This is a genomic window from Saxibacter everestensis (genome assembly GCF_025787225.1).
GTDB classification, from domain to species: Bacteria; Actinomycetota; Actinomycetes; order Actinomycetales; family Brevibacteriaceae; genus Saxibacter; species Saxibacter everestensis.
This window is the reverse complement of sequence record NZ_CP090958.1, coordinates 1,860,945-1,875,721: the sequence shown is the minus strand read 5'-3', so window position 1 is coordinate 1,875,721 and position 14,777 is coordinate 1,860,945. Positions and strand designations below refer to the sequence as shown.

General features: G+C 64.2%; 14 protein-coding genes. 10 read left to right on the top strand and 4 right to left on the bottom strand.

Features of this window, described 5'->3' with window-relative positions:
• Positions 1-7 precede the first annotated feature (7 nt).
• Positions 8-874: a MurR/RpiR family transcriptional regulator gene (locus tag LWF01_RS09015; protein WP_349640680.1), complete on the top strand. Its 867-nt coding sequence runs from the start codon at positions 8-10 to the stop codon at positions 872-874.
• Here LWF01_RS09015 and LWF01_RS09010 read toward each other — a convergent pair.
• Positions 831-2,438, bottom strand: a complete 1,608-nt coding sequence (locus LWF01_RS09010; RefSeq protein WP_349640679.1) for a glycoside hydrolase family 3 protein — start codon at positions 2,436-2,438, stop codon at positions 831-833. The two genes, LWF01_RS09015 and LWF01_RS09010, sit on opposite strands and share 44 nt — an antisense overlap.
• 124 nt (positions 2,439-2,562) lie before the next feature.
• Here LWF01_RS09010 and hemW point away from each other — a divergent pair, with 124 nt between their 5' ends.
• Positions 2,563-3,789: a radical SAM family heme chaperone HemW gene (gene hemW / locus LWF01_RS09005; protein WP_349640678.1), complete on the top strand. Its 1,227-nt coding sequence runs from the start codon at positions 2,563-2,565 to the stop codon at positions 3,787-3,789.
• A gap of 66 nt (positions 3,790-3,855) precedes the next feature.
• Here hemW and LWF01_RS09000 read toward each other — a convergent pair whose 3' ends face one another.
• Entirely contained in the window at positions 3,856-4,485 is a 630-nt protein-coding gene (locus LWF01_RS09000; RefSeq protein WP_349640677.1) for a DUF4870 domain-containing protein, read from the bottom strand.
• A gap of 110 nt (positions 4,486-4,595) precedes the next feature.
• Positions 4,596-5,456, bottom strand: coding sequence for a DUF3097 family protein (locus LWF01_RS08995; RefSeq protein ID WP_349640676.1), 861 nt, complete (start codon positions 5,454-5,456; stop codon positions 4,596-4,598).
• A 163-nt stretch (positions 5,457-5,619) separates the two neighbouring features.
• On the opposite strand from LWF01_RS08995, the gene hrcA reads away from it, so the two are divergent.
• The 3 genes from hrcA to LWF01_RS08980 all read left to right on the top strand — a co-directional run bounded on the left by hrcA (position 5,620) and on the right by LWF01_RS08980 (position 8,622).
• Positions 5,620-6,636 (top strand): heat-inducible transcriptional repressor HrcA, encoded by a 1,017-nt coding sequence (hrcA, locus tag LWF01_RS08990; RefSeq protein WP_349640874.1) that lies wholly within the window; start codon positions 5,620-5,622, stop codon positions 6,634-6,636.
• A 100-nt stretch (positions 6,637-6,736) separates the two neighbouring features.
• Positions 6,737-7,864: a molecular chaperone DnaJ gene (dnaJ, locus tag LWF01_RS08985; protein WP_349640873.1), complete on the top strand. Its 1,128-nt coding sequence runs from the start codon at positions 6,737-6,739 to the stop codon at positions 7,862-7,864.
• Positions 7,861-8,622 (top strand): 16S rRNA (uracil(1498)-N(3))-methyltransferase, encoded by a 762-nt coding sequence (locus tag LWF01_RS08980; protein WP_349640675.1) that lies wholly within the window; start codon positions 7,861-7,863, stop codon positions 8,620-8,622. Before dnaJ ends, LWF01_RS08980 begins: the two co-directional genes overlap by 4 nt.
• A gap of 94 nt (positions 8,623-8,716) precedes the next feature.
• On the opposite strand, the gene LWF01_RS08975 is transcribed toward LWF01_RS08980, so the two are convergent.
• Positions 8,717-9,640, bottom strand: a complete 924-nt coding sequence (locus LWF01_RS08975; RefSeq protein WP_349640674.1) for a Gmad2 immunoglobulin-like domain-containing protein — start codon at positions 9,638-9,640, stop codon at positions 8,717-8,719.
• A gap of 327 nt (positions 9,641-9,967) precedes the next feature.
• Between LWF01_RS08975 and LWF01_RS08970 the strand changes: the two genes are divergently transcribed.
• From LWF01_RS08970 to zapE, 5 genes are all read left to right on the top strand, one after another.
• On the top strand, positions 9,968-10,957 hold the full coding sequence (locus tag LWF01_RS08970) for a PhoH family protein (protein WP_349640872.1): 990 nt from the start codon (positions 9,968-9,970) through the stop codon (positions 10,955-10,957).
• A gap of 3 nt (positions 10,958-10,960) precedes the next feature.
• Positions 10,961-11,425, top strand: a complete 465-nt coding sequence (ybeY, locus tag LWF01_RS08965) for an rRNA maturation RNase YbeY (RefSeq protein ID WP_349640673.1) — start codon at positions 10,961-10,963, stop codon at positions 11,423-11,425.
• On the top strand, positions 11,422-12,744 hold the full coding sequence (locus LWF01_RS08960) for a hemolysin family protein (RefSeq protein ID WP_349640871.1): 1,323 nt from the start codon (positions 11,422-11,424) through the stop codon (positions 12,742-12,744). The genes ybeY and LWF01_RS08960 overlap by 4 nt, the downstream gene beginning before the upstream one ends.
• Positions 12,744-13,667: a GTPase Era gene (gene era / locus LWF01_RS08955; RefSeq protein ID WP_349640672.1), complete on the top strand. Its 924-nt coding sequence runs from the start codon at positions 12,744-12,746 to the stop codon at positions 13,665-13,667. Before LWF01_RS08960 ends, era begins: the two co-directional genes overlap by 1 nt.
• A 113-nt stretch (positions 13,668-13,780) precedes the next feature.
• Positions 13,781-14,761 (top strand): cell division protein ZapE, encoded by a 981-nt coding sequence (gene zapE, locus LWF01_RS08950; RefSeq protein WP_349640870.1) that lies wholly within the window; start codon positions 13,781-13,783, stop codon positions 14,759-14,761.
• The last annotated feature ends 16 nt before the right edge of the window (positions 14,762-14,777 follow it).

Below are 14,777 nucleotides of genomic sequence, written 5' to 3'. Positions count from 1 at the left end.
GGGGCAGATGAGCGTTCAGTCGACGATTCAGTCCCGTTTGCCCGAGCTGCCCGCGTCGGCCAGGCGGGTGGCGCAGGCGATCGTGAAGGATCCTGAGCTCGTCCTGCAGAAGACCATCACCGAGCTGGCCCAGCTCTGCGACACATCAGAGACCTCTGTAGTCCGGTTCTGTCGCAGCATAGGCATGACCGGCTACGTGCAGCTGCGGATAGCGCTCGCTACCGAGCTTGGCCGCGAAGCAGCCCAGATGGCGCCGCCGGACGCGCGAGGAGCGGACCTGCTGCCAAGCGACGGTCTGAGCGAGATCGTGCGCAAGATCGCTTTCGCCGAGACTAAGGGAATCGAGGAGACCGCGGCCGGGATCGACATGAACTCACTGCAGGCCGCGGTCGCCGCCATCTCGGCTGCGCCGAAGGTGCTTTTGTTCGGGGTCGGTGCAAGCCGGATCGGGGCCGGCGACCTGGCCCAGAAGTTGTTGCGGATCGGCAGGACCGCGCTGACATTTGCCGACGCTCATGACGCCATGGTGTCGGCCGCGCTGCTCGGTGAAGGGGACGTCGCGATCGGTTTCTCGCACAGCGGGCGTACCGAGGAGACGCTGCACTTCGCGCGCTCGGCCGGCCGCAACGGGGCAACGACGATCGCCATAACGAACGGAAGTGGTTCGTCCCTCGGCGCGGCGGCTGACATCGCCCTGTTCACTGCGGTCAGGGAGACCGAACTTCGTTCCGGCGCGATGGCGAGCCGGATCGCCCAACTGACCCTGGTCGATATCCTCTTCGTCGCCGTTGCTCAAGGAAATCATGCCCAGGCTGTTGAGGCGCTGGACGCTACTTACGATGCCGTGGCTGACTGGAAGAATCCGCGCCGCTGAGTTCCGGTTCCGCGGCGTGCAGTGGCACCAGTCGCTGGGCGACCGCCTCACCGGTCGAGCGGGACGCGCCGAAACACTCGATGATCCGGCTGAAGCCAATCTCGGTGAAGAGACTCCCGTCCCCGCCATCTGGGCCGCCGCTCTCTCCGCCGCTCTCCGGGCCGGCGCTCTCCGTGTTGCCACCCTCCGGGCCGCCACTTTCAGGGCCGGCCGCGACCAGTACTGCGGTCGGATGATCGACGAGCACGTCGGCCAGCATGCTGCGTTGCTCCGGGGTCGGCCGCGCGGCGTCGGTGATCACGATCGTATCCGCGTGCCCGGTATAGCCGGTGCCTTCGAGCTGAATCCGCTGTGCCAGGGCGGCGATGAACACGTCTTGACCTGGATCGCTGACGATACTGCGTTCAAGCCGGGAATCGATGACGACGGCTCGGTCGGCGGTGAGCCCGACCTGGCCGGTACAGCGCAGGGCGCGGTCGCTGAACCGGAGCAGCTCGCCGTCATTCACCGGTCGCCTGTCCAGCTGCGACATCGCGCGCGCCTCACCCAGCCAGTTGCGCAGCCGCTCCAATCTGGCGGTGGCACGCTCCAGGGTTCCGCGATCGAGGCTGCCGTCATCGAGCGCGCCGAACAGCGCGTCCGCCACCTCGTGGAAATCTGCTTCGTCGCTTGTGCTGCCGCCCTTCGGCCCCAGGTTCGTCGGATTGCCGACGCACAGCAGATCCACCCCTGCCTGCAGCGCAAGCACGGCTCCTGGGCCGGCGCCCCAACGGTGACGGATGGCGGCCATATCCAGCGCATCGCTGATGATCACTCCCGTAAAGCCATCGTCGCGCAACAGCCGGAGAATGTCCGGATTCAGGGTCGCCGGCAGTTCCCCGAACGCGGGAATCCTGATGTGTGCGGTCAAAACCGCCTGTATGCTGGCCCCGACCGCAGCGCGGAACGGCGGAAGGTGCACGGCCGCTAACGCATCGGGTCGGATATCTGTGACCGGGAGGTCGAGATGTGAGTCGACGGCGACGTCTCCGTGGCCCGGGAAATGTTTGGCGCATGCGGCGATTCCCGCCGACTGGAAGCCCTCGCTTGCGGCAACTGTGTGCCGGGCGACCAGCTCAGTGGACGCCCCGAAGGAACGTAAGCCGATCACCGGATTCGCTGGATTGACGTTGACGTCGGCGACCGGCGCCAGATTGATGTCGATTCCTGCTTCCCGCAGCCGGAGTGCCAGGCCCGCCGCCACCGCCCTTGTGGCGTCGACATCATCGATCCGGCCCAAGGCGGCATTGCCCGGGGTGAAAGAGCCCTGTCCGGCATCGAGCCGGGTGACGGTGCCGCCCTCTTCGTCGATCCCGATCAACGCCTGCGGTCCGGCCTGGTGGACGGCCCGGGACAGGTCAGCCAGCTGCCGCTCGGAGTCGATGTTGTGGCTGAAGTACAGCACGCCTGCCAGTCCGTCGGCCAGCGCGTCGCTTAGCCAAGCCGGCACCGTGGTGCCGATAAATCCGGGCCAGATCACCCCGTAGACAAGGCGGCGCAGCTGGGGATCGTTTGAGGATGTCATAGTGACTCATCTTTGCATCGTGTCGTGCGACAAGACCAGAGACTTTCGATCGTTGTAGGCTCCGACAAGAGGCGAAACGTGCCTCTTACCGAACTACCCAGCTTGAGAACGGACTTAAACCCAAGTGCCAAGTGTGCTGCCGGAGGGGGACGCGGCTCCCCAGGACGGAAATTTGCCAGCATCGGTACTCGACGGCGCGGACGGTCGGCCATTGAGCCTCTACGTCCATGTGCCATTTTGCTCGGTGCGTTGCGGCTACTGCGATTTCAACACCTACACAGCAGCGGAGCTCGGTGGTGGCGCGAGCCAGCGGGAATACGCAGGCACGGCGATCAGTGAACTTGAGTTCGGTGCCGGCGTGCTCGCCTCGGCCGGCCTCCCGGCTCGCCCGCTGCACACAGTATTCTTCGGCGGGGGCACGCCGACCCTGCTGCCGGCCGACGACCTGGCCACAATTCTGCGCCGAGCCGGCGAGCTCTGGGGACTTGCGCCGGAAGCCGAGGTAACAACAGAAGCCAATCCGGACTCGGTGACGCCCGAGAGTCTGCAGACGCTTGCCGGCGCCGGCTTCAACCGGATCTCGATCGGCATGCAGTCAGCCGTTCCGGAGGTCCTGGCGACGCTTGACCGGACTCACGACCCACGCAGGATTCCAGATGTTGTGCGCTGGGCGCGGGATGCCGGCCTCAAGGTCAGCCTTGACCTGATCTATGGCACGCCGGGGGAGTCGAACGACGATTGGAAGCGCAGCCTCGACGCCGCCCTGGAGTGCCAGCCGGATCACGTATCGGCGTACTCACTCATCGTTGAGGAAGGCACCAAGATGCACCGCGACATCCGGCGCGGACTGATTCCGATGCCCGACGAGGATGATCAGGCGACGAAGTACGAGATCGCGGACGCCCGGCTGGCTGATGCCGGGTTCCGCTGGTACGAGGTGAGTAACTGGTCACGCACGGACGCCGACGTCTGCCGGCACAATCTCGCCTACTGGACCGGAGCTGACTGGTGGGGCGCCGGCCCCGGCGCGCACAGCCACGTCGGCGGAGTCCGGTGGTGGAACGTCAAGCACCCGCGTCCTTACGCCGCCCGGCTGGCCGCGAGACAGAGTCCCGCGGCGGCCCGGGAACTGCTCGATGATGACACCAGGCGGATGGAACGGATCCTGCTGGAAAGCCGGATCCGAGACGGGATCGACCTGAGTCTGCTCTCGGCGAATCGCCGGCCACAGGTGGCCGGGCTGATCGCCGACGGCCTGGTCGAGCCTCGGCTGGCGCTCCAGGGCAGACTTGTGCTGACCGATCGTGGGCGCCTGATGGCCGATGCCGTTGTGCGCGCGGTGGTGGACTGAAGCGGACGGGTACGAAAATGGCCGGCCAGCGAACAACGCTGACCGGCCACCACGATTGCCGCTTTACTACTGGACCATTCGAATCGACATCGGATAGCGGTAGACCTCGCCCCGGTTGGAGGCGACCGCCGCGAGAATGGAGAACACGATCACCACGATCACGACCGCCGGCAGCAGTACGAAACCGATGATCACAAACATCAGCAGGTACGAAACGACGTAGGCGATAAGCCAGGTGAGCTGGAAATTCAGCGCATTCTTCGCGTTCTCGGTGATGAACCTGGACCGATCCTTGTACACGAGGTAAATGACCAGTGCCGGGATGAAGCCGAAGAAGATCCCGCCGACGTGGGTAAGGGTTGCCCAGAGTCGCTCGTCCGAGGGGCTGACCGGTGGTCCGGCCATCGGGGCGCCGTAGCCGGGCTGCTGACCGTACGGCGGTTGGCCGGGCTGCTGCTGACCGAACTGCGGGGGCCCGGGCTGCGGGGGCCCATACTGCGGCGCGTTGTGCGCGGGGCCAGGCTGTGGCTGGCCGTACTGTGGCTGACCCTGCTGCGGCGGCTCTGGATGCGGTTGGTCCTGCTGCGGCGGCGCGTCTTGTGGAGCGCCCTGGCCGGCTGCGTCCCCGCCTTGGTCTGCCGGGCCGCCGCTTGCGTAAGGATTATTGGGATCCTGGGTGTTGCCTGGTTCAGACACCTGGAGTACCTCTCGTTCAGTAGTGGACCGATGATCGCGCTCAATCCGCTCATCGTGTGTACTGCCACGATACCGCGACGACTGCGGAATGCGGCGTCGTACCGTAGGACTCAGTCGCTCGCGGTGACGAAATCGATGAGTTCCTCGACGCGTCCGGACAAGGTCGCCTCGACATCCGCGTAGCTGCCGACCTGGCGAAGAATCCGCTGCCAGCCCATTCGAACATCCGCCGGACCGCCATGCGGCCAGCCCAGATGGGCGAGGATACCGGTCTTCCAGTCCGTGCCCTTCGGGATAGTGGGCCAGGCGTCGATACCGAGCCGTTCAGGTCTGACTGCCTGCCAGATGTCGACGTACGGATGCCCAAGCACCATGACGTGCTCCCGGAAACTGCTAGTTGCCAGCACGTCGGAGACCAGTCGGGTCTCCTTGGTTCCTTCGATCAGATGGTCGGCGAGCACGCCGACTTTCCGGCCGCGTCCGGGTTCGAATTCGGCCAGCCATTCTGGCAACAGGTCGAGTCCGCCGAGTGGCTCAACGACGACTCCCTCAATTCGGAGGTCCTCGCCCCAGATCTTCTCGACCAGCTCGGCATCGTGCTTTCCCTCCACCCAGATCCGGGAACCCCTGGCCACTCTGGCCCGGGCACCGGAGACAGCCCGCGACCCGGAGGCAGTGACGGCCGTGGTTTTCGCAGCCGCCGGGCGATGCTGGACGAGTTCCACGGGCTTGCCGTCGATCAGGAACCCTGGCCCGAGCACGAAGCTGCGCAGTTTTCCGCGCCGGTCTTCGAGTTCGACGATATGTTCCCCGCCGCTTTTCTCGACCCGGGTGATGGCGCCGACCCAGCCGGTTTCGAAGTCCTCGACCACTAGGCCGGGAGCTGCTTCCACCTTCTCGGATTGTCTGCGGCGGTGCGATGACGGTGATGAGGAGGCCAGGATGTCCGGCCCGTAACGATCGAAAGACACTTGAGTACGGTAACCCTTCGTCTCCTGCGTGCACTGTGCGAATCGCCATGGCGGCCGGTCCGATTTCGGCACCAGGGGATGGAACGCGGTAAGATTGGCACTCTAGCGTGATGAGTGCCAAATGGCTTTCCCGGTTCTGATATCCGGGGGAAAGGGGTGGATGATGGCCGACGAACGCAAATTGGAAGTTCTTCGGGCAATCGTCGAAGACTACGTCGCCACCCGTGAGCCGGTCGGCTCGAAGACGTTGGGCGAGCGACACGAACTCGGTGTCTCTTCCGCGACGATTCGCAACGACATGGCGGCGCTCGAGGACGAAGGGTATATAGCCCAACCGCATACCTCGGCCGGCCGAGTGCCCACCGACAAAGGGTACCGGCTCTTCGTGGACAAGCTGGCAAGTGTGAAACCGCTGTCCGCGGCCGAACGCCGGGCGATCAGCGGCTTACTGGACACCCGGTTCGACCTCGATGAGACTCTTGAGCGGACTGTGAGATTGCTTGCGCAGCTCACCCACCAGGTCGCCGTCGTCCAGTATCCGCAGTTCAGCCGGTCCTCGGTGCGGCATGTCGAACTCGTCAACCTGGCGATGTCGCGAACGCTGGTCGTGCTGATCACCGACACCGGACGGGTTGAGCAGCGAGTGGTCGACACCGGTGGCGCCGACGAGCCGCAGCTGGCGGAACTCAGGGCTCGCCTCAATGCGGCGCTGGGTGGTGTCCGGATGAACCGGGTGTCGCCGGTTGCGTCGACCGTGCTCGACCAGTTGCGACCCGAGGATCGTGCCCAGTTTTCCGGAGTCATCGATGCACTGCACACGCTGGCCGAGGCGAACCGGGAGAATCGGATCGTGATGGCGGGCACCGCAAATCTGGCCCGCTCCGGATTGGACTTCGGCGACTCCATTGGTCCATTGCTTGAAGCCATCGAGGAACAAGTTGTCCTGCTGAAGTTGTTATCGTCTATGGCTGAAGACGCCCGCGAGGTGGCTGTGAGCATCGGCCATGAGAACGTGCACCAATCGTTGACCGGTGCCTCCGTCGTTGCCACCGGTTACGGTTCCAGGGGAGACTCGTTGGCCACGTTGGGAATACTTGGGCCGACCCGAATGGATTACCCAACGACGATGGCGGCGGTACGCGCAGTCGCACGCTACGTCTCCCGAATACTGACCGACTAGCCGGCACGATGCGCGCATCATGAACGTTGTACCGGTTTGACGCCAAGTAGACGAACAGAACACTTGAACACTATTGACGATTTAGGACGTGACCGCCTCAGTGAGTGATCACTATCAAACCCTCGGTGTTGACCGCGACGCGAGTCCGGAAGACATCAAGAAGGCCTACCGCAAGCTCGCCCGCAAGCTGCACCCGGACGTGAGTCCCGGGCAGGAAGACGAGTTCAAGAAGGTCGCGCATGCCTACGACGTGCTGGCCGATCCGGCGAAGCGTCGAAACTACGATATGGGCGGCGGCGAAAACGGAAACGGTTTCGGCGCAGGCGGCTTCGGCGGCCAGTCCTTCGGCTTCGGCGACATCTTCGACTCGTTCTTCGGCGGCCAGGGCGGCGGAGCCTCGCAGGGGCCAGCTTCCCGGACCCAGCGCGGTCAGGATGCGCTACTCCGGCTCGGCATCGAGCTGAAAACCGCGGTGTTCGGCAGCACCGAGCGAATCGAGATCGACACTGCCGTGCTGTGTACCACCTGCAAGGGTGCCTGCACTCAGCCAGGAACCAGCCCGAAAACCTGTGAGATCTGCCACGGCTCAGGGCATGTGCAGCGGGTAGCGCGCACCCTGCTCGGGCAGGTCATGACTACCGCTCCCTGTAATGTCTGCCGCGGCTTCGGAACCACCATCCCAAGCCCGTGTGTCGATTGCCAGGGCGAAGGACGCGTTCGGCAGCGCCGCACGCTGACCATCAAGGTACCGGCAGGCGTCGACACCGGAACCCGGATTCAGCTGGGCGGCCAGGGCGAGGTCGGCCCGGCCGGAGGCCCTCCTGGCGACATCTACGTTGAGATCGACGTGCAGCGGCACGAGACATTCACCCGGAAGGGCGACGATCTGCACTGCACGCTCGAAGTTCCTGTGACGGCTGCCGCGCTTGGCGTGAACCTGCCGCTGGAGACCCTGGACGGCGAGCAGAAGCTCGACCTGCAGCCGGGGAGCCAGAACGGGGACGTCATCACCCTGCGCGACCTCGGCGTCGGCAGGTTGCGGGCAGGCGGCCGCGGCGACCTGAAGGTGGAGCTGCACGTTGTGACGCCTACCAGCCTGAGCGAGGAGCAAGCCGACTTGCTGCGGCAACTGGCCGCGCTTCGCGGTGAAACGGCTCCGGAAGCAAAACTGTCCTCGTCCGGCAACAAGATGTTCTCGAAACTGCGCGATCGGTTTGCCGGCAGGTGACCGCGCCGCTGTTCTACTCCGATGAGCTGCCGTCCGGCGTCGAGAGGGGCGACAGCATTGGAGTAGGCGGCGAGGTAGCGCACCATGCCGTGCGCGTGCGACGGATCGCACCCGGCGAGTCCATCATCCTTTCCGATGGCGCCGGCCTCGGTGCTTCGTGCTCAGTCCTGCGCGCCGATCCTGACCGGATGTCGCTGAGTGTCGATGCGGTGGTCCGCGAGACCCCGGCGGACCAGCAGTTCGTTCTGGTGCAGTCGCTGGCGAAGGCAGACCGCGACCTGCAGGCCATCGAGTCGGCTACCGAAATCGGTGCTGATGCGATCATCCCGCTGGCCGCTCAGCGCAGTATCGTGAGCTGGCCGGCGAAACGCGCAGCGAAGTCCCAAGCGAAGTGGAAGTCAACCGTTCGGGCCGCCGCTCAGCAGTCGCGCCGGCTCTGGCTGCCGAAGGTGCTGGCGCTGCACACTCCGAAACAGCTTGCCGCATTGATCGCCGATCAGCCGGATGTCGGCGCAGTCGTGCTGCATGAAGACGCGACCTTGCCGTTCGCCACCTTTGGCCGAGAGCTGAAAGCCAGGCAGTCCGGCCAGACTCTATTGATCGTCGGACCCGAAGGTGGCTTCGGCGACGAGGAGCTTGAACTGTTCACCGCGGCGGGTGCCACCACAGCGAAGCTCGGCCCCCATGTGCTCCGATCATCGACGGCCGGCCCGGTCGCGCTGTCGGTTCTGCTGGCCGCGATCGGCCGCTGGGACTAGTTGCAGCGGGTCGCTGGGATCTAGCGGCGCGCTCGGCCGCTGGGATCTAGCTGCAGCAGGTCAGCGCTCGGCCGCTGGACCTAGCTGCAGCAGATCAGCGCAGGGCATCGCCGGTTACGGTCAACGACTTCCGGTCGATGTATTCGCGTCGGCTGGCTGAGCTGGATAGGTCCTCGCCCTTGGGCACGCCGTATACCGCGACTGTGTAAGCACCGGGTTTCAGGTCGACGGTGAATTCGAAACTTGCGGGATTGTTCACGTCGGTCGACACCGGGAGGGTGCCGGCTTCGATCACATCGCCGTTGCCGGACCTCACCTCCCAGCCGATCCTGCCGTTGTCCGAGCAGGCACTGCCGGCGATTGTGACCTTCGGCGAGGAGAACCGGCCGCCTTCCGCAGGGTCGATCAGCCAGATCGGTGAGCGGGCCGCAGTAGAGCGTCCCTCCGGACGACCCAGTTCGATTGAGTCCCAGGCACGGTAGCTCGGCATTCCGTCCACCAGTACCGCGACCGACGTGATGCCGTCGGCGAGCTGGAACTGGGATGCGGCGGCCGTTGCGGTATAGATCAGTTGCTGGATCGATTGCTGGGCCTGGCGGTCGGTCAGCTTGAGCTTCGTATCGAATGCATCGGACGAGATGTCCACGGTGATGCTCTGATTCTGCAGGCTGGTGGTCACCGAACTCGCCGGTGTCCAGAAGTTCTTGTACGTCGAATCCCTCGGCCGTAACCGCGTCATGGCGGAGACCGCGTCGGCGATCGGGTCGGCGCTTGACGATGCGGAGCGGAACTCCCGGTACAGCAGTTCGTCATTGGCTTCGGCGCCGATGTAGTACACCGGGACTGTGTGCCTCGACGGCATCGACGAAGATTGCGGTGCCGCGTCCTCAGCGACGTCCGGGCCGACGTCGAGTGGTCCGGTACAGGCGGTGAGAACCACCGAACACAGCACGAGGGCAGCCAGCAGGATCGCGCCCCAGTGGAGGCGTCCCGGCTGGGACTGTGCTGTGGAGTTCACGGGTGAAGAACTCTCGCTCTCGATCGGTGGGCATTCGGCCCGGCGGGAGATGTCCGGACACAACGCATTCGAGTGTGGCATAACGCAGCTGCCCGCGTCGTCCTGGATGGGCCACTGTGACCTTGTCTTAATCAAATCGCCATTCGCCCGCAAGGTTGTTGAAGCGTCATCTACTTCGCGGTGCGCAATCCCGGTAGACAATCCGATGGAGCGATGCGGCAGACAACGTCTAGAATGGTTCTGATTCAGCTGAGTAGTTTCATCCTCAATCATTTCGTCGCTCTCAACCATAAGGAGACTCCGGGATCGCCACGATCCACGGTTCACATGACATCGTCGTATGCCTCAACTCCGGCCCAGATCACGGTTCGACTCGAGATTCCGAATGACACCTCGATGGTGGCGCTGCTCGGTCCAAACGATGAGTTCCTGAAAGTCATCGAAACGACATACTCGAGCGTCCAGGTTTTCGCGCGAGGTAATGAGATCACCCTCACTGGTCCGCAGAATCAGATAGAGACAGTTCAGCACCTGCTTGGCGAAATGCGCGGGATTGTCGAGGCCGGCCAGGAGCTCAGCGCCGAACTCGTGCAGCGCGCAGCCGCAATGCTCAGCGCACCGCAGCCCGCGAGTCCGAGCGATGTTCTCAGCATGAACATCCTGTCCTCCCGCGGACGCTCGATCCGGCCAAAGACAGTCGGACAGCGCGATTACGCCGACGCAATCGCCGCGAACACGATCGTGTTCGGCATTGGCCCCGCGGGCACCGGTAAGACCTATCTGGCGATGGCGATGGCGGTCCAGGCCCTGCAGCGCAAGGAGGTCAGCAGGATCATCCTGACCCGGCCGGCGGTGGAGGCCGGGGAGCGGCTCGGCTTCCTGCCCGGCACGCTGAACGACAAGATCGACCCGTACCTTCGTCCGCTCTACGACGCGCTGCATGACATGCTCGATCCGGACAGCATCCCAAGGCTGCTCGAGGCTGGAACCCTGGAAGTCGCGCCGCTCGCTTACATGCGCGGACGCACTCTCAACGACGCGTTCATCATCCTGGACGAGGCACAGAACACGACGCCGGAACAGATGAAGATGTTCCTGACCCGGCTCGGCTTCGGCTCGAAGATGGTGATTACCGGCGACGTCACTCAGATCGATCTGCCTGGTCGCGCGCCGAGCGGACTCCGGGTCGTCCGGGACATCCTGCTGGATATCGATGACGTGTTCTTCGCCGAACTTGACAGCGCCGATGTTGTCCGGCACCGTCTCGTGTCGGACATTGTGCGGGCGTACGGTCGCTGGGATGGGTCAGAGGGTTAAGACGTGAGTATTGAGGTAAACAACGAATCGGGCCGACCCTGCGAGGAGCGCGAGGTCTCCGAGCTGGCGCGTTACGTGCTTGACCAGATGCATGTGCATCCGCAGGTCGAACTTTCGATCATCATGGTCGGGTCCGCGGAGATGGAAAAGCTGCACATCGACTGGATGGACGAACCGGGCCCCACCGATGTGCTGTCGTTCCCGATGGACGAACTGCGGCCGGGCACCGAGGACAGCATTACGCCCGCGGGTCTGCTCGGCGACATCGTGCTGTGCCCCGAAGTGGCCGAGAAGCAGGCGATGGCTGCCGGCCATTCCGCCATGGAGGAGATCCTGCTGCTCACAACGCACGGCATCCTGCACCTGCTGGGCTACGATCACGCCGAACCAGATGAGGAGCGGGAGATGTTCGCGCTGCAACGACAGCTTCTGCTGACGTTCCTGGCAAATCGGGGTCGAGACTCATAGACGTTCCGGTAATCGGCCTTCTATTCGTCGCGGTCGTACTCCTTGCAATTGCTGGCCTGATTGCGGCCGCCGAGGCCGCCCTGATCGCACTGCCGCGCGGGCAAGTCGCCGCAATGGTGGCCGACGGAAAGCGCGGCGCACGTCGTCTGGACCGGATCATCTCCGATCTGCCGACGCACATCAATGTCGCAACGTTCGTCCGAACCATCTCCGAATCGGGCGCCGCGGTGTGCGTGACTCTCGTGCTGGCGCGCTATTTCGACTCGTGGTGGCAGCTGTTGCTGGTCGCTGTGCTGGTGCTAGCCGTGTTCACCTTCATCCTGGTCGGTGTCAGCCCCCGCACCGTGGGACGCCGTCAGGCGGCCAATATCGCCCTGGGCACCGGCTGGCTCATCCACGGCCTTCGCCGGGTACTCGGTCCATTGGCCAAACTGCTGGTCTGGTTCGGAAACGTGGTCACGCCGGCGCGGGTGTATCGGGAAGGCCCGTTCGTCACCGAGGATCAGCTTCGGGACCTGGTGGATCGGGCAGGGGAGTCCGACGTGATCGAGGACGAAGAACGCGAGATGATTCAGTCCGTTTTCAACCTCGGCGACACTCTGACCCGGTCGGTGATGGTGCCCCGGACCGATCTGGTCACGATCGACCGGGACACCGTGCTGCATAAGGCGATGACGCTGTTTCTTCGGTCGGGCTTTTCCCGGGCGCCAGTCGTCGGCGATACCGATGACGACGTGCTCGGCATCGTCTATCTGAAGGACGTCGCGCGGCGCGTGCACGGCGATCCCTCGGTCGCTCATGCCATGACGGTGGAGGCGATCGCCCGGCCGGCCATGTTCGTGCCCGAGACCAAGCCGATCGACAGCCTGATGCGTGAGATGCAGCAGGATGCGCGGCACGTCGCCGTGGTCGTTGACGAATACGGCGGCACGGCCGGTCTTGTCACGATCGAGGACATCGTCGAGGAAATCGTTGGCGAGATCGACGACGAGTACGACAAGAATGACGACGACGTCGAGGACGTGGGTGGTGGCGTCCGCCGGGTGAGTTCCCGGCAGACGGTCGAGGACGTCGGCGAGCTGTTCGACCTCACCATCACCGACGAGGACGTAACCTCGATCGGCGGATTGCTGCAGAAAGCACTCGGCAAGGTGCCAATCGCCGGATCGACCGCTACTATCCATGGTCTGAGGATCGAGGCCGAGCCCGGCGTCGGCCGTCGGCATCAGATAACTCACCTACTCGTATCCCTCGATGAAACCGCTGGCGGGAAACTCAGCAGGGATGACTCGATGCACAACGACGCAACGGAGAAGTAATGACCGGCTTCACGGAACACTCTGACAACTACCGTGCGGGCTTTGCCTGCCTTGTCGGTCGGCCGAACGCAGGAAAGTCGACCCTGACCAACGCCCTAGTCGGCTCCAAGGTCGCAATAACCTCATCGAAACCGCAGACCACCCGGCACACGATCCGCGGGATAGTGCACCGGGAGGACTCCCAGCTGATCCTGGTAGACACCCCGGGGCTGCACCGGCCGCGCACCCTGCTCGGGCAACGACTCAATGAGCTCGTCGCCGCGACCCTCGCCGAGGTGGACGTGATCGGGATGTGCCTGCCGGCGGACGAAAAAATCGGCCCAGGTGACCGCTATATCGCGGCGCAGCTCGAGGCCGTGCCGAGAACCCCCAAGGTCGCCATCGTGACGAAATCGGACCGGGTCTCAAAGGACGCGCTGGGTGAGGCGTTGTTGAGCGTATCGAAGCTGATGGAGTGGGCTGACGTCGTTCCGGTGTCCTCGACCACCGACTTCCAGGTCGATACGGTGGCCGACGTGCTCACCTCGCACCTGCCGAAGTCCCCGCCGTTGTATCCGGAGGGTGAACTGACGGACGAGCCGGAACGGATCATGGTCGCCGAGCTGGTGCGGGAAGCCGCGCTGGAAGGGGTCAGGGACGAACTGCCGCATTCCCTGGCGGCCGTGGTCGAGGAGATGGTGCCACGTGAAGGGCGCCCGGAGGGTTCGCCGCTGCTCGACGTCCGGGTCAACCTGTTCGTCGAACGTTCCAGCCAGAAGGCAATTATCATTGGCCGTGGCGGATCGCGGCTGAAGGATATCGGCACCAGGGCGCGTGCCGGCATCGAGGCACTGCTCGGCACGCGGGTCTATCTCGACCTGCACGTGAAGATCGCAAAGGACTGGCAACGCGATCCCAAGGAGCTTGGCCGCCTCGGGTTCTAGCCCGTTTAGCGCTGCGGGTGCCTAACGACGTAAAGTTCGTACTCGTGATAGGAACCGAATCAAGCGCCCTCGTACACCTCGTCGATCGCCGTCCGCAGGTCGATCCGAGCCAGATGATCTCCGCACTTGTTCCGCCGCCACACTTCGAGGACGTGTCATTCGATAGTTATCGTCCCGATCCGAATCAGCCAAGCCAGAGCGCTGCCGTCGAGGCGCTGCGCGGCTTTTCCAAAGACTCGACTGCGCCGACCAGCCTGTTCGGCAAGCTGTTCGGTGCGGGCAAGTCGGACGCGCCTGCAGGGGTCTATCTCGATGGGGGATATGGCGTCGGCAAGACACACTTGCTGGCCTCACTCTGGCACTCCTTCGACAAGCCCGCCGCCTTCGGCACGTTCGTCGAGTACACCAACCTGGTCGGTGCGCTCGGTTTCCATCCGGCGCTAGCCGCTCTGAAGGAAATGAAGCTGGTCTGCGTCGACGAGTTCGAGCTCGACGATCCGGGTGACACTGTGCTGATGTCCCGGCTGATGCGCGAGCTCGCCGACGCCGGTGTGAAGATCGCGGCGACGTCCAACACACTGCCCGACGCTCTTGGCCAGGGCCGGTTCGCCGCGCAGGACTTCCTGCGTGAGATCCAGGTGTTGTCATCGCAGTTCAAGGTTCTGAAGGTCGACGGCGAGGACTACCGGCATCGTGGTCTGCCGAAGCCGCCGGAGCCGGAAAGCAGCGCCGCCGTCGTCGAGGCCGCGCAACGGGACGCCGATGTCTCGCCAGGCGTTGCGCTGGACAGTTTCCCATCCCTGCTGGAGCACCTTGCACAGGTGCACCCCAGTCGTTACCGGGCGCTGCTCGCCGATGTGCGCGCGGTGTACTGGACGGACGTCGAAACGATCCAGGACGAAAGCGTGGCGCTTCGGCTCGTCGTCCTGGTTGATCGGCTTTACGATCGCGAGGTGCCGATTGCCGCATCCGGAATCGCCCTGGACAAGGTGGTCACCGAAGAAATGCTCGGTGGGGGGTATAAAAAGAAGTACCTGCGGGCCATCTCGAGGATGACCGCCCTTGCCCGAGAGGGAAACGAGAATGGCGGTTAAGGCTTCGGCGTCACGA

Coding starts and splice junctions, on each gene's coding strand:
- LWF01_RS08970 (WP_349640872.1), top strand. CDS start 9,968: ATGACATCGTCGTATGCCTCAACTCCGGCCCAGATCACGGTTCGACTC.
- zapE (WP_349640870.1), top strand. CDS start 13,781: ATGATCTCCGCACTTGTTCCGCCGCCACACTTCGAGGACGTGTCATTC.
- era (WP_349640672.1), top strand. CDS start 12,744: ATGACCGGCTTCACGGAACACTCTGACAACTACCGTGCGGGCTTTGCC.
- hrcA (WP_349640874.1), top strand. CDS start 5,620: ATGGCCGACGAACGCAAATTGGAAGTTCTTCGGGCAATCGTCGAAGAC.
- LWF01_RS09010 (WP_349640679.1), bottom strand. CDS start 2,438: ATGACATCCTCAAACGATCCCCAGCTGCGCCGCCTTGTCTACGGGGTG.
- LWF01_RS09015 (WP_349640680.1), top strand. CDS start 8: ATGAGCGTTCAGTCGACGATTCAGTCCCGTTTGCCCGAGCTGCCCGCG.